Source organism: Streptococcus oralis, from assembly GCF_026782285.1.
GTDB lineage: Bacteria > Bacillota > Bacilli > Lactobacillales > Streptococcaceae > Streptococcus > Streptococcus oralis_CG.
In genome coordinates, this window is the sequence record NZ_JAKUWG010000009.1 from 28023 (window position 1) to 46046 (window position 18024).

18 protein-coding genes and 1 pseudogene are annotated in these 18024 nt (G+C 41.6%); 18 read left to right on the forward strand and 1 reads right to left on the reverse strand.

What is annotated here, in order from left to right:
• Positions 1–16: 16 nt before the first annotated feature.
• The 13 genes from MK403_RS08360 (at position 17) to gap (ending at position 13549) form a co-directional block, all read left to right on the forward strand.
• Positions 17–607, forward strand: coding sequence for a class I SAM-dependent methyltransferase (locus tag MK403_RS08360; RefSeq protein ID WP_268709580.1), 591 nt, complete (start codon positions 17–19; stop codon positions 605–607).
• A gap of 57 nt (positions 608–664) precedes the next feature.
• Positions 665–1618 carry a class I SAM-dependent methyltransferase gene (locus MK403_RS08365; protein WP_268709581.1) on the forward strand — a complete coding sequence of 318 codons (954 nt, stop codon included), beginning with the start codon at positions 665–667 and terminating at the stop codon, positions 1616–1618.
• Positions 1619–1667: 49 nt separating this feature from the next.
• Positions 1668–2858 carry an acetate kinase gene (locus tag MK403_RS08370; protein WP_268709582.1) on the forward strand — a complete coding sequence of 397 codons (1191 nt, stop codon included), beginning with the start codon at positions 1668–1670 and terminating at the stop codon, positions 2856–2858.
• 160 nt (positions 2859–3018) lie between these two features.
• Positions 3019–3390, forward strand: a complete 372-nt coding sequence (gene rnpA, locus MK403_RS08375; protein WP_061419459.1) for a ribonuclease P protein component — start codon at positions 3019–3021, stop codon at positions 3388–3390.
• The gene (locus tag MK403_RS08380; protein WP_268709583.1) at positions 3365–4177 is read left to right on the forward strand and encodes a YidC/Oxa1 family membrane protein insertase; all 813 of its coding nucleotides are present in this window, start codon (positions 3365–3367) and stop codon (positions 4175–4177) included. The genes rnpA and MK403_RS08380 overlap by 26 nt, the downstream gene beginning before the upstream one ends.
• Before the next feature lie 17 nt (positions 4178–4194).
• A complete protein-coding gene (jag, locus tag MK403_RS08385) occupies positions 4195–5184 on the forward strand; it encodes an RNA-binding cell elongation regulator Jag/EloR (protein ID WP_268709584.1) in 990 nt (329 codons plus the stop codon).
• A 50-nt stretch (positions 5185–5234) separates the two neighbouring features.
• Positions 5235–5858 carry an HI_0552 family protein gene (locus MK403_RS08390; protein ID WP_268709585.1) on the forward strand — a complete coding sequence of 208 codons (624 nt, stop codon included), beginning with the start codon at positions 5235–5237 and terminating at the stop codon, positions 5856–5858.
• 117 nt (positions 5859–5975) lie between these two features.
• Complete coding sequence (tkt, locus tag MK403_RS08395; protein WP_268709586.1) at positions 5976–7952, forward strand: transketolase; 1977 nt, start codon at positions 5976–5978, stop codon at positions 7950–7952.
• A 129-nt stretch (positions 7953–8081) separates the two neighbouring features.
• Complete coding sequence (gene yajC / locus MK403_RS08400) at positions 8082–8402, forward strand: preprotein translocase subunit YajC (protein WP_268709592.1); 321 nt, start codon at positions 8082–8084, stop codon at positions 8400–8402.
• A gap of 47 nt (positions 8403–8449) precedes the next feature.
• A complete protein-coding gene (locus tag MK403_RS08405) occupies positions 8450–8893 on the forward strand; it encodes a low molecular weight protein-tyrosine-phosphatase (protein WP_268709587.1) in 444 nt (147 codons plus the stop codon).
• Positions 8880–9293 (forward strand): MORN repeat-containing protein, encoded by a 414-nt coding sequence (locus tag MK403_RS08410; RefSeq protein ID WP_268709588.1) that lies wholly within the window; start codon positions 8880–8882, stop codon positions 9291–9293. Before MK403_RS08405 ends, MK403_RS08410 begins: the two co-directional genes overlap by 14 nt.
• 295 nt (positions 9294–9588) lie before the next feature.
• The gene (adhE, locus tag MK403_RS08415; protein WP_268709589.1) at positions 9589–12240 is read left to right on the forward strand and encodes a bifunctional acetaldehyde-CoA/alcohol dehydrogenase; all 2652 of its coding nucleotides are present in this window, start codon (positions 9589–9591) and stop codon (positions 12238–12240) included.
• Between the two features lie 298 nt (positions 12241–12538).
• Complete coding sequence (gap, locus tag MK403_RS08420) at positions 12539–13549, forward strand: type I glyceraldehyde-3-phosphate dehydrogenase (RefSeq protein ID WP_084946770.1); 1011 nt, start codon at positions 12539–12541, stop codon at positions 13547–13549.
• Between the two features lie 66 nt (positions 13550–13615).
• Here gap and MK403_RS08425 read toward each other — a convergent pair whose 3' ends face one another.
• Positions 13616–14491, reverse strand: coding sequence for an RluA family pseudouridine synthase (locus MK403_RS08425; protein ID WP_268709590.1), 876 nt, complete (start codon positions 14489–14491; stop codon positions 13616–13618).
• An 86-nt stretch (positions 14492–14577) separates the two neighbouring features.
• Between MK403_RS08425 and pbp2a the strand changes: the two genes are divergently transcribed.
• From pbp2a to MK403_RS08450, 5 genes and pseudogenes are all read left to right on the forward strand, one after another.
• Entirely contained in the window at positions 14578–16773 is a 2196-nt protein-coding gene (gene pbp2a, locus MK403_RS08430) for a penicillin-binding protein PBP2A (protein WP_000762657.1), read from the forward strand.
• A gap of 52 nt (positions 16774–16825) precedes the next feature.
• Positions 16826–16978 (forward strand): 50S ribosomal protein L33, encoded by a 153-nt coding sequence (rpmG, locus tag MK403_RS08435; protein ID WP_001809375.1) that lies wholly within the window; start codon positions 16826–16828, stop codon positions 16976–16978.
• 9 nt (positions 16979–16987) lie between these two features.
• Positions 16988–17164 (forward strand): preprotein translocase subunit SecE, encoded by a 177-nt coding sequence (gene secE, locus MK403_RS08440; protein ID WP_000505776.1) that lies wholly within the window; start codon positions 16988–16990, stop codon positions 17162–17164.
• A gap of 58 nt (positions 17165–17222) precedes the next feature.
• Positions 17223–17759, forward strand: a complete 537-nt coding sequence (nusG, locus tag MK403_RS08445; protein ID WP_000376732.1) for a transcription termination/antitermination protein NusG — start codon at positions 17223–17225, stop codon at positions 17757–17759.
• 119 nt (positions 17760–17878) lie between these two features.
• Positions 17879–18024 (forward strand): annotated as a pseudogene (locus MK403_RS08450) (sigma-70 family RNA polymerase sigma factor); the annotation flags it as partial.

Genomic DNA, 18024 nt, shown 5'->3' on the forward strand with positions numbered 1-18024 from the left:
GTGCTAAACTAAAAGCATGAAACATGATTTTAATCACAAAGCAGAAACTTTTGATTCGCCCAAAAACATCTTTCTTGCAAACTTGGTTTGTCAAGCAGTTGAAAAACAGATTGCTCTTCTATCAGACAAGGAAATACTGGATTTCGGTGGTGGGACAGGCCTATTAGCCTTGCCTCTAGCCAAGCAGGCCAGGTCGGTTACCCTTGTGGACATTTCGGAGAAAATGCTGGAGCAAGCCCGTTTGAAAGCAGAGCAACAAGACATCAAGAATATCCAGTTTTTGGAGCAAGATTTACTGGCAAATCCCTTGGAGCAACAATTTGACCTGATTGTAGTCAGTCGAGTTCTTCATCATATGCCTGATCTAGATGCGACTCTTGCCATGTTCTACCATCACCTTAGGGAGAATGGACAAGTTCTCATTACCGATTTTGTCAAGACAGATACCAACCACCACGGCTTTGAGCTGACTGAACTGGAAAACAAGCTCGCCCAGTTTGGTTTTTCGAGCATTGGCAGTCAGATTCTTTATAGTGCTGAAGGTCTTTTCCTAGGAAACTACGCAGAGCTCTTTTTAACTGTAGCCCAAAAATCACTCGCTGACTAAAGCAGTGATTTTTTTCTTCAGATGGAAAAAATAGGGGAAATTTGATAAAATAGGAACATGGATTTTGAAAAAATTGAACAAGCTTATACGTATTTATTAGAGAATGTCCAAGTCATCCAAAGTGATTTGGTGACCAACTTTTATGATGCCTTGGTAGAGCAAAACAGCATCTACCTGGATGGCGAGACTGAGCTAGAACAGGTCAAAGAGAACAATCAAGCCCTTAAACGCTTAGCGCTTCGCAAGGAAGAGTGGCTCAAGACCTACCAGTTTCTCTTGATGAAGGCAGGCCAAACTGAGCCTTTGCAGGCCAATCACCAGTTTACGCCGGATGCCATTGCCCTCCTCTTGGTACTTATTGTGGAAGAGTTGCTTCATAAAGAGGAAATTAGCATCCTCGAAATAGGTTCTGGCATGGGGATTCTGGGCGCTACCTTCTTGACTTCTCTTGCTAAAAAAGTGGATTATTTGGGAATTGAAGTGGATGACTTGCTGATTGATTTGGCGGCTAGTATGGCAGATGTGATTGGTTTGCAGGCTGGTTTTGTCCAAGGAGACGCCGTTCGTCCGCAAATGCTTAAAGAAAGCGACGTGGTCATCAGCGACTTGCCTGTCGGCTATTACCCAGACGATGCAATCGCTTCACGCTATCAAGTGGCTTCTAATCAAGAACACACCTATGCCCACCATTTGCTCATGGAGCAAGGCCTCAAGTATCTCAAGTCAGATGGCTATGCTATTTTTCTAGCTCCGAGTGATTTGTTGACCAGCTCCCAAAGTGATTTGTTAAAAGGTTGGCTCAAAGACGAAGTGAGTCTTGCTGCCATCATTACTCTGCCAGAGGATATTTTCTCAACCGCAAGCCAAGCTAAAAGTATTTTTGTTTTACAGAAAAAAACTGAACAGGAACTGCAACCATTTGTCTATCCTTTGACCAGTCTGCAAGATCCAGCTGCACTAATGAAATTCAAAGAAAATTTTCAAAAATGGAGCAAAGGTACTGAAAATTAAGCAAGAATTTGTTATAATAGTTGAAAACGCTTAAAAGGGGTATCATCTTATGACTAAAACAATTGCAATCAATGCAGGAAGCTCGAGTTTGAAATGGCAACTTTACCAAATGCCAGAAGAAATAGTATTGGCGAAAGGCTTGATTGAACGTATTGGCTTGAAAGACTCTATCTCAACTGTAAAATTCGACGGCCGTTCTGAACAACAAATTCTTGATATTGACGATCACACACAAGCTGTTAAAATTTTATTAGATGATCTGATTCGTTTTGACATCATCAAAGGTTATGATGAAATAACTGGTGTTGGGCACCGTGTTGTGGCTGGTGGTGAATATTTCAAAGAGTCAACCTTGGTAGAGGGAGATGTTTTGGAAAAGGTTGAAGAGTTGGGACTTTTGGCTCCTCTTCACAATCCAGCCAACGCGGCAGGAATTCGTGCCTTCAAGGAATTGCTTCCAGATATTACCAGCGTTGTTGTTTTTGATACATCATTCCATACAACCATGCCAGAGAAAGCCTATCGCTACCCTCTTCCAAACAAATACTATACTGAAAATAAGGTTCGTAAGTATGGTGCCCATGGGACAAGTCATCAGTTTGTGGCGGGAGAAGCAGCAAAAATTTTGGGTCGACCACTAGAAGAGTTGAAATTGATTACTTGTCATATTGGAAATGGTGGTTCTATTACAGCTGTCAAAGGAGGTCAGTCTGTTGATACATCAATGGGATTCACTCCACTTGGTGGTATCATGATGGGGACTCGTACAGGTGATATTGATCCAGCTATCATCCCCTATTTAATGCAACATACAGATGACTTTAATACACCAGAGGATATCAGTCGAATTCTCAATCGTGAGTCAGGACTTTTGGGTGTTTCTGAGAGATCAAGCGATATGCGTGATATTCACGAAGCTATGCGTACAGGTGACGAGAAAGCGCAGCTGGCAAATGAGATTTTTGTGGATCGTATCCAAAAATACATTGGTCAGTATTTGGCAGTTTTGAACGGTGCAGATGCCATTATCTTTACAGCTGGAATTGGAGAAAATTCTGTAACGATTCGTCAGATGGTTATTGAAGGCATTTCTTGGTTTGGCTGTGATGTGGATCCTGAAAAGAATGTCTTTGGCGCTACAGGAGATATTTCAACTGATGCGGCTAAAGTTCGTGTCTTAGTCATCCCGACTGATGAAGAATTGGTCATCGCTCGTGACGTTGAACGCTTGAAAAAATAAGATGATCTGAATAAATTATCAAGATAAGATACAATAAAAAAGGAGTTGGGAGATAAAATTTCCCAACTTTTTATTGTTGAAACAGTCTAAAACCTTGTCATTATTGGCTTTTTCGAAAAATATGGTATAATAGTAGTAATTTAATAGATGGAGTGGAGTTTTGAAGAAAAGCTTTCGTGTAAAAAAAGAGAAAGATTTTAAGGCTATTTTCACGGATGGAACAAGTTTTGCTAATCGAAAATTTGTTGTCTACCAATTGGAGAATCAGAAAAGTCATTTTCGAGTAGGGCTGTCCGTCAGTAAGAAATTAGGGAATGCAGTCACTAGAAATCAAATTAAAAGACGGATTCGACACATTTTGCTAAGTGTAAGGGAGCAGTTAGCTGATAACGTTGATTTTGTCGTGATTGCTCGAAAAGGGGTTGAAGGCTTGGATTATGCAGAAATGGAGAAAAATCTACTCCACGTATTAAAGTTATCAAAGATTTATCGGGAAGGAATTAGGAGTGAAAAAGAAACTACAGTTGACTAGTTTGCTGGGCTTGTCCTTATTTGTCATGACAGCCTGTGGGACAAGCGATGTTGCAGCAGATTCTACAGATATATGGAGTAAATTTGTCTATTTTTTTGCTGAAATCATCCGCTTCTTGTCCTTTGACATTAGTATCGGAGTGGGGATTATCCTCTTTACGATCCTGATTCGTACGATTCTATTGCCAGTCTTTCAGACTCAGATGGTGGCCTCTAGAAAAATGCAAGAGGCTCAACCACGCATCAAGGCTCTGCAAGAACAATATCCAGGTCGTGATATGGAAAGTAGAACCAAGCTGGATCAGGAGATGCGGAAGGTCTATAAAGAATTAGGGGTCAAACACTCCTCTTCTCTCTGGCCGATTTTGATTCAAATGCCGGTTCTCTTGGCTCTCTTCCAAGCCTTGACTCGAGTAGACTTTTTGAAAACAGGGTATTTTTTGTGGGTGAACCTTGGGGGAGTAGACACAAGCTTTATCCTTCCGATTTTGGCGGCAGTCTTTACCTTCTTAAGTAGTTGGTTATCGAATAAGGCTTTACCTGAAAGAAGTGGAGCTATGACAGGGATGATGTACGGGATGCCTGTACTGATCTTTATCTTTGCCATCTCTTCACCTAGTGGCGTAGCCTTGTACTGGGCAGTATCCAATGCTTATCAAGTTTTGCAAACCTACTTCTTAAATAATCCTTTTAAGATTATTGCAGCGCGTGAGGCGGAAGTACAAGCTAAAAAAGATTTGGAAAATAGAAAACGAAAAGCCAAGAAAAAGGCTCAGAAAACGAAATAATAAGGAGGAATCTGATAATGGTATTATTTACAGGTTCAACTGTTGAAGAAGCAATCCAGAAAGGATTGAAAGAGTTAGGTATTCCGAGAATGAAGACTCACATCAAGGTCGTGTCCAAAGAGAAGAAAGGTTTTTTAGGCTTATTTGGGAAAAAACCAGCTCAAGTTGATATTGAGGCGATTAGTGAGACGACTGTGATTAAGGCCAATCAACAAGCTGTAAAAGGTGTTCCGAAAGAAATCAATGAACAAAACGAACCTGTTAAGACAGTAACAGAGGCGACAGTTGATCTTGGTCACGTTGTTGAGGCGATTAAAAAAATAGAAGAGGAAGGTCAGGGTGTTTCTGATGAAATCAAGGCTGAAATCTTGAAAAATGAGAAACATGCTAGCACGATCTTAGAAGAAACAGGTCACATCGCGATTTTAAATGAATTGCAGATCGGAGATACTGGAGTGGAAGACCCAGCAAAGTGTGAAGAATTTGTATCTATGTCAGAATCGGTAGAAAGCCAGTCTTTGGAAGATCTAGGTTTGAAGGTGGAGCCGAGTTATGACATCGAACAAGTAGCAACTCAAGTGGCTAACTATGTTCAAACCATTGTGGACGATATGGATGTTGAAGGGACGATTTCAAGCGACTACAATCGTCGCACGATTAATCTTCAAATCGATACCAATGAACCAGGTCGTATTATCGGCTACCACGGAAAAGTATTGAAAGCACTTCAGCTTTTGGCGCAAAACTACCTTTACAATCGCTATTCGAGAACGTTCTATATCACAATCAACGTCAATGATTACGTTGAACACCGTGCAGAAGTCTTGCAAACCTACGCTCAAAAATTGGCGACTCGTGTTCTAGAAGAAGGTCGAAGTCAACAAACAGATCCAATGTCGAATAGCGAACGCAAGATTATTCATCGCATTATTTCACGCATGGATGGCGTGACGAGTTATTCTGAGGGTGATGAGCCAAATCGCTATGTAGTCGTAGATACAGAATAAACAAAATCAGGCTTGTCCTGATTTTTTGTTAGAAAAAGGAGAAGAAACAGATGATGGAAGCAATCAGGAACTATCTATCTTATGCAGGTATCCAATATCGTCATCCAGATAAGGCTGGAGATGAGCGAGAGAAGATGCTGGCGTTGCGCCACAAAGGGCAGGGGGCTCGCAAGGCTTTTACGGGCTTAGCCAAGGCCTTCCAAGAAAAGCATCCAGAATGGCAACTGCAACAAACTAGTCAGTGGATGAATCAAGCGCAACGCTTGCGACCACATTTCTGGGCCTATCTACAGAGAGACGGAGAAGTGACAGAACCTATGATGGCCTTGCGTTTGTATGGAAATCCCTCAGACTCTGGTATTTCCTTAGAAGTCAGTTTCATCGAGCGCAAGAAAGATGAGCAGACTCTGGGCAAACAAGCCAAGGTTTTAGATATTTCACCGGTAGAAGGAATGTATTATCTAGTATATACCGACGACCAGAATCAAAAGGTAGAAGCCACAGAAGAAAATCGTCGTACCTTACGAGAGAAAGTGCGAAATCAGGAATTCCGTAAAGTTTTGGTCAAGTCAGATGTTTCCTTCATTGAAAATCAGTCAGTAGAAGCGATATTGGAGAAGCTAGAAGACGCTTATACTCGATTGTTGCCTTACTATGAGGTGACGAGGGGATAGAAAATCAAATGTGTTAGATGAACGCAAATTGTTTTATTGCTATTCTATGCATTTTTTCATATAATAGTAAAATAGAATGTGTGAACTACTAATCACCTCAAAGAGAAAGGAAATTCTATGTCAAATCTATCTGTTAATGCAATTCGTTTTCTAGGTATTGACGCCATCAACAAAGCAAACTCAGGTCACCCAGGGGTGGTTATGGGGGCTGCTCCAATGGCCTATAGCCTCTTTACAAAACAACTTCGTATCAATCCAGCTCAACCAAACTGGATCAACCGTGATCGCTTTATTCTTTCAGCAGGACATGGTTCAATGCTTCTTTATGCTCTTCTTCACCTTTCTGGTTTTGAAGATGTCAGTATGGATGAAGTCAAGAACTTCCGCCAATGGGGTTCAAAAACACCAGGTCACCCAGAATTTGGGCATACAGCAGGGGTTGACGCTACAACTGGTCCTCTAGGACAAGGGATTTCTACTGCTACTGGTTTTGCCCAAGCAGAACGTTTCCTTGCAGCGAAGTATAACCGCGAAGGCTTCAATATCTTTGACCACTATACTTATGTGATCTGTGGAGACGGAGACTTGATGGAAGGTGTTTCAAGTGAGGCAGCTTCATACGCAGGTTTGCAAAAACTTGACAAGTTGGTGGTTCTGTATGATTCAAATGACATCAACTTGGATGGTGAGACAAAGGATTCCTTTACAGAAAGTGTTCGTGACCGTTACAACGCCTACGGTTGGCATACAGCCTTGGTTGAAGATGGAACAGACTTGGAAGCAATCCATGCTGCTATCGAATCAGCCAAAGCTTCAGGAAAACCATCTTTGATCGAAGTGAAGACTGTGATTGGATACGGTTCTCCAAACAAACAAGGAACCAATGCAGTACACGGTGCTCCTCTTGGAGCAGATGAGACTGCAGCAACTCGCCAAGCGCTCGGCTGGGACTATGAACCATTTGAAATTCCAGAGCAAGTTTATGCTGATTTCAAGGAAAATGTTGCAGACCGTGGTGCATCAGCTTATCAAGCTTGGACAAAACTAGTTGCTGATTATAAAGAAGCTTATCCCGAACTTGCTGCAGAAGTAGAAGCTATCATTGACGGACGTGATCCAGTCGACGTGACTCCAGCAGACTTCCCAGCCTTAGAAAATGGTTTCTCTCAAGCAACTCGTAATTCAAGTCAAGATGCTTTGAACGTTGTAGCTGCCAAGTTACCAACTTTCTTAGGTGGATCAGCTGACCTTGCTCACTCAAACATGACTTATATCAAAACGGACGGACTTCAAGACGACGCTAATCGCTTGAACCGCAACATTCAGTTTGGTGTTCGTGAATTTGCAATGGGAACGATTTTAAACGGGATGGCCCTTCACGGTGGACTTCGTGTATACGGTGGTACTTTCTTCGTCTTCTCTGACTATGTGAAAGCAGCTGTCCGCTTGTCAGCCTTGCAAGGACTTCCTGTGACTTATGTCTTCACCCATGACTCTATTGCGGTTGGTGAAGATGGTCCAACTCACGAACCAGTTGAACACTTAGCTGGTCTCCGTGCTATGCCAAATCTGAATGTTTTCCGCCCAGCAGATGCGCGTGAAACTCAAGCGGCTTGGTACCTTGCAGTGACAAGCGAAAAAACACCAACTGCCCTTGTCTTGACACGTCAAAACTTGACTGTCGAAGAAGGAACAGACTTTGACAAAGTTGCGAAAGGTGCCTATGTCGTCTATGAAAATGCAGCAGACTTTGATACAATCTTGATTGCAACAGGTTCAGAGGTGAATTTGGCTGTCGCAGCTGCCAAAGACTTGGCTAGCCAAGGCGCAAAAGTCCGTGTAGTTAGCATGCCATCAACAGATGTCTTTGACGCACAAGATGCAGCTTACAAGGAAGAAATCCTTCCAAATGCAGTCCGCCGTCGTGTTGCAGTCGAAATGGGCGCAACTCAAAACTGGTACAAGTATGTTGGTCTTGATGGTGCCGTTCTCGGTATTGATACCTTCGGAGCTTCTGCCCCAGCACCAAAAGTATTGGCAGAGTACGGATTTACAGTTGAAAATCTAGTCAAAGTCGTTCAAAACTTGAAATAATCACAAAAATCAGAGTGAAAACTCTGATTTTTTTATAACCATAAAAACAAGGCACAATCTTGTAAAAGTAGCTGAAATTTGATATAGTAGTCCTATGTAAAATACAAAGGAGAAAATACTATGGAAAATATTAGTCCAAATTTAACATTTGTGATCATGCTTGTAGGTATGTTTGCCTTGATGTTCTTTATGCAACGTTCTCAAAAGAAACAAGCACAAAAGCGTATGGAAAGCTTGAACAAGCTTCAAAAAGGCTATGAAGTGATCACAATCGGCGGACTCTACGGAACAGTGGATGAAGTAGATACTGAGAAGAAAACAATCGTACTGGATGTAGATGGCGTTTATTTGACTTTTGAATTGGCTGCGATTAAGACTGTTTTGCCACTCAAAGAAGCTGTGACACCAGAAGGGGCAGTTATCGACGAAAGCGGAGTAATCGAAGAATAAAACGGGACCTGTCACTCCCGTTTTTCTATGAGACAAGAGGAAAAGGGATGAAAAAAATAGTATTTGTATGCCTAGGAAATATCTGTCGCAGCCCTATGGCAGAGTTTGTGATGAAGTCCATGACGAGTGATTACCAGATTGAGAGCCGGGCAACGTCATCGTGGGAACATGGTAATCCGATTCATAAGGGAACGCAAGGAATTTTCCAGCAATATCAGATCCCGTATGATAAAGATAAAACATCGCTTCAGATTGGCAGAGAGGACTTTGAATCGTTTGATTACATTATCGGTATGGATGCTTCAAACGTTTCAGATCTGCGTCAAATGTGTCCTCAGGAACTACAGTACAAAATTTACTCTTTTGCATCTGAAAGTGTCCCAGATCCATGGTACACAGGAGATTTTGAGGAAACCTATGCGCGCATCACAAGTGGCTGCCAAAGCTGGCTAGAACGTTTAGAAAATGAGAGTGACAATGGAAAAGCTTAAAGAAATCTTCGAGAAATATCGAGTTTATCTAACTCGCTCACGTATAGAGATTGTAACAGTCCTTCTAATCGCTATCTGCGCCGTGTCAGTTTTTCTACTAAACACACCAAAAAAGGGCGTCCTGACACTTGATGGTGGTGCGCTTGTTTATGATGGTACCTTGGTACGAGGGAAAATGAATGGTCAAGGAACCCTGACCTTTGAAAATGGAGACCAATATACAGGTGATTTCAATAATGGAGCCTTTAATGGAAAAGGGACTTTCCAATCAAAAGATGGCTGGAAATATGAAGGTGATTTTGTAAATGGCCAGGCTGAAGGTCAAGGGAAGTTGACTACCGAGCAGGAAGTTGTCTATGAAGGCAGCTTTAAACAAGGCGTCTTTCAACAAAAACAATAGTCTCCAGATTAGGGGACTTTTCTCAAAAACAAAAAAGAAAGCGCTTTCCGAACACGACTTCGATAAATAACTATCAATTAGAAAAACTTTGTGAAATAAAAAAATATTTTTCATAATTTCACAATCATCCATACAAAACTCTATTTTGCAGGTATATTGAGAAAGAATTCACAATATCATAAAATTTCTTTGTGAAATGCTTATGAAACGGTTTACAAAGTCTTGAAAAAGAGTTATAATAAAATTGTGAAAAAATTAACAAAGGATTAAATCCTTGAAGGCTATGGAGGACAATATGGCTGATAAAAAAACGTTAACACCTGAGGAAAAACAACTCGCTGCTGAAAAGCATGTCGACGGGTTAGTGAAAAAAGCCTTGGTTGCGCTTGATGAAATGCGCAAGTTGAATCAAGAGCAAGTTGACTACATCGTAGCGAAAGCTTCAGTTGCAGCTCTTGATGCGCACGGAATTCTTGCTCAACATGCAGTTGAAGAAACTGGTCGTGGTGTATTTGAAGACAAGGCTACAAAAAACCTTTTTGCCTGTGAGCACGTTGTGAATAATATGCGTGGTGTTAAAACTGTTGGAGTTATCGAAGATGATCCAGTTACAGGCTTGACTAAAATTGCAGAACCTGTCGGTGTAGTGTGTGGTGTCACTCCAACAACGAACCCAACATCAACAGCTATTTTTAAATCATTGATTGCTTTGAAAACACGTAATCCAATCGTTTTCGCCTTCCACCCATCAGCTCAAGAATCTTCTGCTCACGCAGCACAAATCGTTCGTGATGCAGCTATTGCGGCTGGAGCACCTGAAAACTGTGTTCAATGGATTACAGAACCATCTATGGAAGCAACTGGAGCGCTTATGAACCACGAAGGTGTTGCAACTATCCTTGCAACTGGTGGTAATGCCATGGTTAAGGCGGCTTACTCATGTGGGAAACCAGCTCTTGGGGTAGGTGCCGGAAACGTTCCTGCCTATGTAGAAAAATCTGCTGACCTTCGTCAAGCTGCTCATGACATCGTTATGTCTAAATCATTTGATAATGGGATGGTCTGTGCATCAGAACAAGCGGTTATCATTGATAAAGAAGTGTATGACGAATTTGTAGAAGAATTCAAATCATACCATACTTACTTTGTCAACAAAAAAGAAAAAGCCCTTCTTGAAGAATTCTGTTTCGGTGTGAAAGCTAACAGTAAAAACTGTGCAGGTGCTAAACTAAATGCAAACATCGTTGGTAAACCAGCAGCATGGATTGCTGAACAAGCAGGATTTAGCGTTCCAGAAGGAACAAACATCTTGGCTGCAGAATGTGCAGAAGTAGGACCGAAAGAACCATTGACTCGTGAAAAATTGTCACCAGTTATCGCTGTTCTAAAAGCTGAAGATACAGAAGATGGTCTTAAAAAAGCTCGTCAAATGGTTGAGTTTAACGGACTTGGTCACTCAGCAGCTATCCATACAAAAGACGAAGCTCTTGCTAAACGCTTTGGTACAGAAATCAAAGCAATGCGTATTATCTGGAACTCTCCATCTACTTTCGGTGGTATCGGTGACGTATACAACGCCTTCATTCCATCATTGACACTTGGATGTGGTTCATACGGACGTAATTCAGTTGGTGATAACGTGAGCGCTATTAACCTCCTAAACATCAAGAAAGTAGGGAAACGTAGAAATAATATGCAATGGTTTAAAGTTCCTTCAAAAATTTACTTCGAACGCAATTCTATCCAATACCTTCAAACTTGTGAAGATATTGAACGCGTTATGATCGTTACAGACAAATCTATCGAAAAACTTGGTTTTGTTCAACGTGTTATCGATCAATTGAACGCACGTAACAACCGTGTGACAATCCAAGTCTTCTCAGATGTTGAACCAGATCCAGACATCACAACTGTAGAACGTGGTGCTGAAGTGATGAAAGCATTTGAACCAGACACTATCATCGCTCTTGGTGGTGGTTCTCCAATGGACGCGGCCAAAGTAATGTGGCTCTTCTACGAACAACCAGAAATTGACTTCCGTGACTTGGTTCAAAAATTCATGGATATCCGTAAACGTGCCTTCCGCTTCCCATCACTTGGTAAGAAAGCGAAATACATCGGTATCCCAACAACTTCTGGTACAGGTTCAGAAGTAACACCATTTGCCGTTATCTCTGATAAGAAAAACAACCGTAAATACCCATTGGCTGACTACTCATTGACACCAACTATTGCCATTGTTGACCCTGCTTTGGTTGAATCAGTTCCTGACTTCATCGCTGCTGATACTGGTATGGACGTCTTGACTCACGCTACTGAAGCCTACACTTCAAACTTTGCTAACGACTACACAGACGGTATTGCACTTCAAACTATCAAGCTTGTCTTTGAATGGTTGGAAAAATCTGTTAAGACAGCTGACCCAGAAGCTCGCGAAAAAATGCATAATGCATCTACAATGGCTGGTATGGCTTTCGCCAATGCCTTCCTTGGTATGAGCCACTCAATGGCCCACAAGATCGGTGGAGTTCACCATACTGTTCACGGACGTACAAATGCAATCTTGCTTCCATACGTTATCCGTTACAACGGAACTCGTCCATCTAAGACGACTACGTGGCCTAAGTACAACTACTGGAAAGCTGATGAAAAATTCCAAGACATCGCGAAAATGCTTGGATTGCCTCACTCAACTCCAGAAGAAGCGGTTGAAGCATACGCTAAAGCTGTTTATGAACTTGGTGTTGCAGTAGGTATCAAGATGAACTTCAAGGATCAAGGAATCGATGAAAAAGTTTGGAAAGACAGCTTGCATGAAATTGCTTTACTTGCTTATGAAGACCAATGTTCTCCTGCTAACCCACGCTTGCCAATGGTAGCCGACATGGAAGAAATTATGGCAGATGCTTACTATGGCTATGCAGAACGTCCAGGACGTCGTAAATAATCGTTTATCAGCCTAGAGGCAGGAGTAATCCTGTCTCTTTTCATAGTCCTATTTCTGAAGTTAGAGTTGAACTATGAGAAGAGAAGATTATGCGGATAGGATAGAAGATCCTAGAAATAAAAACTTAGCTGAATGAAGGGGATTGAAAAGTAGAAAAGCAAGAGAGAAAAACAACGCCCGTACTTGCAATTCTACTTAAATAGTTATATAATAATAATGTTGAAAGGTGATTTGTAGTGATTCAAGTTACTCTTTTCACAATAAAATTTTCAGGATTTTCATAAGGAGGAAATCACTAATGGTAGTTAAAGTTGGTATTAACGGTTTCGGACGTATCGGTCGTCTTGCTTTCCGCCGTATCCAAAACGTAGAAGGTGTTGAAGTTACTCGCATCAACGACCTTACAGATCCAGTTATGCTTGCACACTTGTTGAAATACGACACAACTCAAGGTCGTTTCGACGGTACTGTAGAAGTTAAAGAAGGTGGATTTGAAGTTAACGGTAAATTCATCCGTGTTTCTGCTGAACGTGATCCAGAACAAATCGACTGGGCTACTGACGGTGTAGAAATCGTTCTTGAAGCAACTGGTTTCTTTGCTAAGAAAGCAGCGGCTGAAAAACACTTGCACGCTGGCGGAGCTAAAAAAGTTGTTATCACTGCTCCTGGTGGAAACGACGTTAAAACAGTTGTATTCAACACTAACCACGACGTTCTTGACGGTACTGAAACAGTTATCTCAGGTGCTTCATGTACTACAAACTGCTTGGCTCCAATGGCTAAAGCTCTTCAAGACAACTTCGGTGTTGTAGAAGGATTGATGACTACTATCCACGCTTACACTGGTGACCAAATGATCCTTGACGGACCACACCGTGGTGGTGACCTTCGTCGTGCTCGCGCTGGTGCAGCAAACATCGTTCCTAACTCAACTGGTGCTGCTAAAGCTATCGGTCTTGTAATCCCAGAATTGAACGGTAAACTTGACGGATCTGCACAACGTGTTCCAACTCCAACTGGATCAGTTACTGAATTGGTAGCAGTTCTTGAAAAGAACGTTACTGTTGATGAAGTGAACGCAGCTATGAAAGCAGCTTCAAACGAATCATACGGATACACTGAAGACCCAATCGTATCTTCAGATATCGTAGGTATGTCTTACGGTTCATTGTTTGACGCAACTCAAACTAAAGTTCTTGACGTTGACGGTAAACAATTGGTTAAAGTTGTATCATGGTACGACAACGAAATGTCATACACTGCACAACTTGTACGTACTCTTGAATACTTTGCAAAAATCGCTAAATAATTCTTGAGTCGATAAAAGCAAGGCCGCTTGGTCTTGCTTTTTATATATATAAAATGGATGATAGTGTCATCCATTCTTTTTTAATTCTTTTTCAAAAGTATCCGAGAAGGCAGTAAAACTCAATTGTTCTAAGGTGAGTGGATGGGTAAAGGATAGTCGGAAGGCATGGAGCATCAGCCGGCTTGCTTTTGATCTAGAGTTATAGAGAGGATCGCCTAGGATAGGATGCTTGTGATAAGAGAGGTGAACACGAATCTGATGCGTTCGACCAGTCTTTAACTTGCAACGAACCAGAGAAGTCTTGTTTGGAAATTGCTTTAATCGACTGATATGCGTTTCAGCCTGTTGCCCATTTTTAGAATCTACTACTCGTTTTCTGTGATCGTGTCGATCACGACCAATTTTATCTCGGAAGATAAGTTCTTTACTCTCTACTTGCCCCTCTACGAGTGCCCAGTACTCACGAGCAATTTCCTTTTTCTCCAATAAACGATTGAGAATAGGAAGGATAAAAGGATTTTTAGCGAAAAGCACTAAACCGCTTGTTTCCATGTCCAAGCGATGAACGACATAACAGGTTTGGCCAACGTAGGCAGAGACATGGTTGAGAAGGGCAATTTCATCAGGTTGATTTCCGTGAGTTTTCATTCCTTCTTGCTTGTTGACGATAATGAGATGTTGGTCTTGATAAATCTCTTGAACGAGGTCCGGGTTACCCCAAAGGATTTCTTTTTTGGGATAATCTTCCTCGTCAAAAGTCAACTGACAAATGTCACCTGGTTTGACCATCTCGTTCCAGTGAACTTGTTTATGATTGATTAAGATATTCTTCTTTATTCTCAAAAAATGGCGGATTTTTCTAGGAATGAGGAGTTGTTCCTCTAGGAATTGCTTGACCGTCATTTGAGGCAAGGATTCGGGTAATGTAAATGTGAATTGCATATAGATATTGTAACAAAAAAAGCCCTATTTGGATAGGGAGTAGCTAAATTCTTGAGTTCCTATGGTGAAGATGATAAAATAAACGCATGAAATTAGATAAATTATTAGAGAAGTTTCTTTCTCTCTTTAAAAAAGAAACGAATGAATCAGCGGGATCTGATTCGACTAGCATGCGTCGTTCACGGAGCGATAGAAAAAAATTGTCCCAAGTAGGCCCAATTCGGAAATTTTGGCGCCGTTATCATCTGACAAAGATTGTCATCATTTTAGGGTTAAGTGCTGGTTTGCTAGTAGGAACCTACCTATTTGCGATAGCCAAGTCTACCAATGTCAATGACTTGCAAAATGCCCTGAAAACGCGAACTCTGATTTTTGACCGCGAAGAAAAAGAGGCAGGAGCCCTATCAGGTCAAAAGGGAACCTATGTTGAGTTGACAGATATCAGCAAAGACTTGCAGAATGCTGTCGTTGCGACAGAGGATCGTTCCTTCTATAAAAATGACGGGATTAACTATGGTCGTTTCTTCTTAGCTATTGTCACAGCAGGTCGTTCTGGAGGCGGTTCTACCATCACTCAACAGTTGGCAAAAAATGCCTATTTGTCTCAGGACCAAACCGTTGAACGGAAGGCCAAGGAGTTTTTCCTCGCATTAGAGTTGACAAAGAAATACAGCAAGGAGCAAATCCTTACTATGTACCTCAATAACGCCTACTTTGGAAATGGGGTATGGGGTGTTGAAGATGCAAGTAAGAAATATTTCGGTGTACCGGCTTCACAACTATCGCTTGATCAGGCGGCCACTCTAGCAGGGATGCTCAAGGGACCAGAATTGTATAATCCATTAAATTCTGTTGAGACTTCGACCAACCGTAGGGACACTGTTTTGCAAAATATGGTTGCAGCGGGCTATATTGATAAAAATCAAGAGACCGAAGCGGCTGGAGTAGATATGGCTTCTCAACTGCAAGATAAGTATGAGGGAAAGATCTCTGATTATCGTTACCCATCTTATTTTGACGCAGTAGTCAACGAAGCAGTATCCAAGTACAATCTAACAGAAGAAGAGATTGTCAACAACGGCTATCGAATCTATACGGAACTTGACCAAAACTATCAAGCAAACATGCAGGTTATTTATGAAAACACTTCGCTATTTCCAACGGCAGAAGACGGAACGCATGCTGAATCAGGTAGTGTTGCTCTAGAGCCTAAAACAGGTGGGGTGCGTGGAGTTGTCGGTCGCGTAGCTGGTGATGACAAATCAGGATTCCGTAATTTCAACTATGCTACTCAGTCTAAGCGTAGCCCGGGTTCAACTATCAAACCTTTAGTGGTTTATACTCCAGCTGTGGAAGCCGGATGGGCTCTGAACAAGCAACTGGACAACCATACCATGCAGTACAACAGTTATCAAGTAGACAACTATGCAGGTATTAAGACATCTCCAGAAGTACCTATGTATCAGGCCTTGGCAGAATCACTCAACCTACCAGCTGTTGCGACTGTAAATGAATTAGGTATTGACAAAGCTTTTGACGCTGGGGAGAGATTTGGCCTGAATATGGAAAAAGTTGACCGAGTTCTTGGAGTTGCTCTTGGTGGAGGTGTGGAGACGAATCCTCTCCAGATGGCGCAAGCCTATGCAGCCTTTGCTAATGAAGGTCTGATGCCTGAAGCCCATTTTATTACTCGTATTGAAAATGCCAGTGGGCAAGTCATCAAGAGTCATGCAAACTCTCAAAAACGCGTGCTAGATAAGTCAGTAGCTGATAAAATGACCAGTATGATGTTGGGTACTTTTACAAATGGTACAGGAATTAGTTCGTCGCCAGCAGATTATGTCATGGCTGGAAAGACAGGTACTACTGAGGCTGCTTTTAATTCAGTATATACTAGTGACCAGTGGGTGATTGGTTATACTCCGGATGTTATAATCAGCCACTGGCTCGGCTTCCCAACAACAGATGAGAATCATTATCTAGCAGGGTCGACCTCCAATGGAGCAGCCCATGTCTTTAGAAGTATGGCTAATACCATTTTGCCTTACACTCCAGGTAGCACTTTTACAGTTGAGAATGCCTATAAGCAGAATGGCATTGCGCCAGAAAATACTAAAAAACAAGCTATTGAAAATGAGACAAACCAGTCCGAGGATCCGCTAGGAGATATTCGTAGTCGTGCTCAAAATCTTGTAGACGAAGCGGGACGTGCGATTTCGAATGCAAAGATAAAAGAAAAAGCTCAGACAATCTGGGACTCTTTCGTCAATCTCTTTCGTTAAGAGTCTTGTCAAAGCCTAGGTTTCTTGTTATAATAGATAAGATGGAGGCGTTATGGCACTAAAAAAAGCAAGCCTAGCTTGTGCAGTTTGCGGTTCAAGAAATTATTCGATTAAAATTAGTGGGAACCCCAAGCCAACACGACTAGAAGTAAATAAATTTTGTAAACATTGTGGAAAATATACGACACATAGAGAAACGAGATAGGAGAGAACGATGGGCTTTATTAAGGATATTTTTAAACTTCTTAAAGAAACAACATGGCCGACTCGCAAAGAAAGCTGGAGAGATTTTCGCTCTATTATGGAATACACAGCCTTCTTTGTGGTCATCATTTACATTTTTGACCAGTTGATTGTATCAGGTCTGATTCGATTTATTAACATTTTTTAGAAGAAAAGTGGAGAAGTTCTGCTAACTTTCTTCTATCATATGTATGAAAGGAAATATCATGGATAGTTTTGACAAGGGATGGTTTGTTCTACAAACTTATTCTGGCTATGAAAATAAGGTAAAAGAAAATCTATTGCAACGTGCGCAAACATATAACATGTTGGATAATATTCTACGTGTTGAGATTCCAACACAAACCGTGCAAGTTGAGAAAAATGGAAAGAAAAAGGAAGTCGAAGAGAATCGCTTTCCAGGTTATGTCCTTGTAGAAATGGTCATGACCGATGAAGCGTGGTTCGTTGTTCGAAACACACCTAACGTAACAGGATTCGTCGGCTCACACGGTAACAGATCAAAACCAACTCCGCTATTGGAACAGGAAATCCGTGATATTCTGGTTTCTATGGGACAAACCGTTCAAGAGTTTGATATTGACGTTGAAGTCGGCCAGACAGTCCGCATCATTGATGGCGCTTTTGCAGACTATACAGGTAAAATTACTGAAATTGATAACAACAAAGTGAAGATGATTATCTCTATGTTTGGTAATGACACGATTGCAGAAGTGAATCTCAACCAAATTGCAGAATTATAACCCAGAGAGGCAGGGCCTCTCTTTTTGTATGCAGTTGAGGTAGCGAGAAGTACAGAATAGAGAAAGTAGACTCAGGGGCTCGCGCATTTTGTTAAACTAAATGCAGAAAGGAGAGGTCTATGAATCTGAAAGAACTATACGAAGAAAGCAAGGGGATTGTCCATAAGTGCCGCAAAGAATACCATTTACATCTGTGGGAGAAAGAGGACTGGGACCAGGAGGGGATGCTGTGCCTGTATGAGCTGGTCAGTCACCATCCAGAGTT

Bases quoted from the DNA above. Each gene is read 5' to 3' on its own strand.
- MK403_RS08360 (WP_268709580.1), top strand. From the start codon at position 17: ATGAAACATGATTTTAATCACAAAGCAGAAACTTTTGATTCGCCCAAA.
- MK403_RS08365 (WP_268709581.1), top strand. From the start codon at position 665: ATGGATTTTGAAAAAATTGAACAAGCTTATACGTATTTATTAGAGAAT.
- MK403_RS08370 (WP_268709582.1), top strand. From the start codon at position 1,668: ATGACTAAAACAATTGCAATCAATGCAGGAAGCTCGAGTTTGAAATGG.
- jag (WP_268709584.1), top strand. From the start codon at position 4,195: ATGGTATTATTTACAGGTTCAACTGTTGAAGAAGCAATCCAGAAAGGA.
- MK403_RS08390 (WP_268709585.1), top strand. From the start codon at position 5,235: ATGATGGAAGCAATCAGGAACTATCTATCTTATGCAGGTATCCAATAT.
- tkt (WP_268709586.1), top strand. From the start codon at position 5,976: ATGTCAAATCTATCTGTTAATGCAATTCGTTTTCTAGGTATTGACGCC.
- MK403_RS08405 (WP_268709587.1), top strand. From the start codon at position 8,450: ATGAAAAAAATAGTATTTGTATGCCTAGGAAATATCTGTCGCAGCCCT.
- MK403_RS08410 (WP_268709588.1), top strand. From the start codon at position 8,880: ATGGAAAAGCTTAAAGAAATCTTCGAGAAATATCGAGTTTATCTAACT.
- adhE (WP_268709589.1), top strand. From the start codon at position 9,589: ATGGCTGATAAAAAAACGTTAACACCTGAGGAAAAACAACTCGCTGCT.
- gap (WP_084946770.1), top strand. From the start codon at position 12,539: ATGGTAGTTAAAGTTGGTATTAACGGTTTCGGACGTATCGGTCGTCTT.
- MK403_RS08425 (WP_268709590.1), bottom strand. From the start codon at position 14,491: ATGCAATTCACATTTACATTACCCGAATCCTTGCCTCAAATGACGGTC.
- pbp2a (WP_000762657.1), top strand. From the start codon at position 14,578: ATGAAATTAGATAAATTATTAGAGAAGTTTCTTTCTCTCTTTAAAAAA.
- rpmG (WP_001809375.1), top strand. From the start codon at position 16,826: ATGGCACTAAAAAAAGCAAGCCTAGCTTGTGCAGTTTGCGGTTCAAGA.
- secE (WP_000505776.1), top strand. From the start codon at position 16,988: ATGGGCTTTATTAAGGATATTTTTAAACTTCTTAAAGAAACAACATGG.
- nusG (WP_000376732.1), top strand. From the start codon at position 17,223: ATGGATAGTTTTGACAAGGGATGGTTTGTTCTACAAACTTATTCTGGC.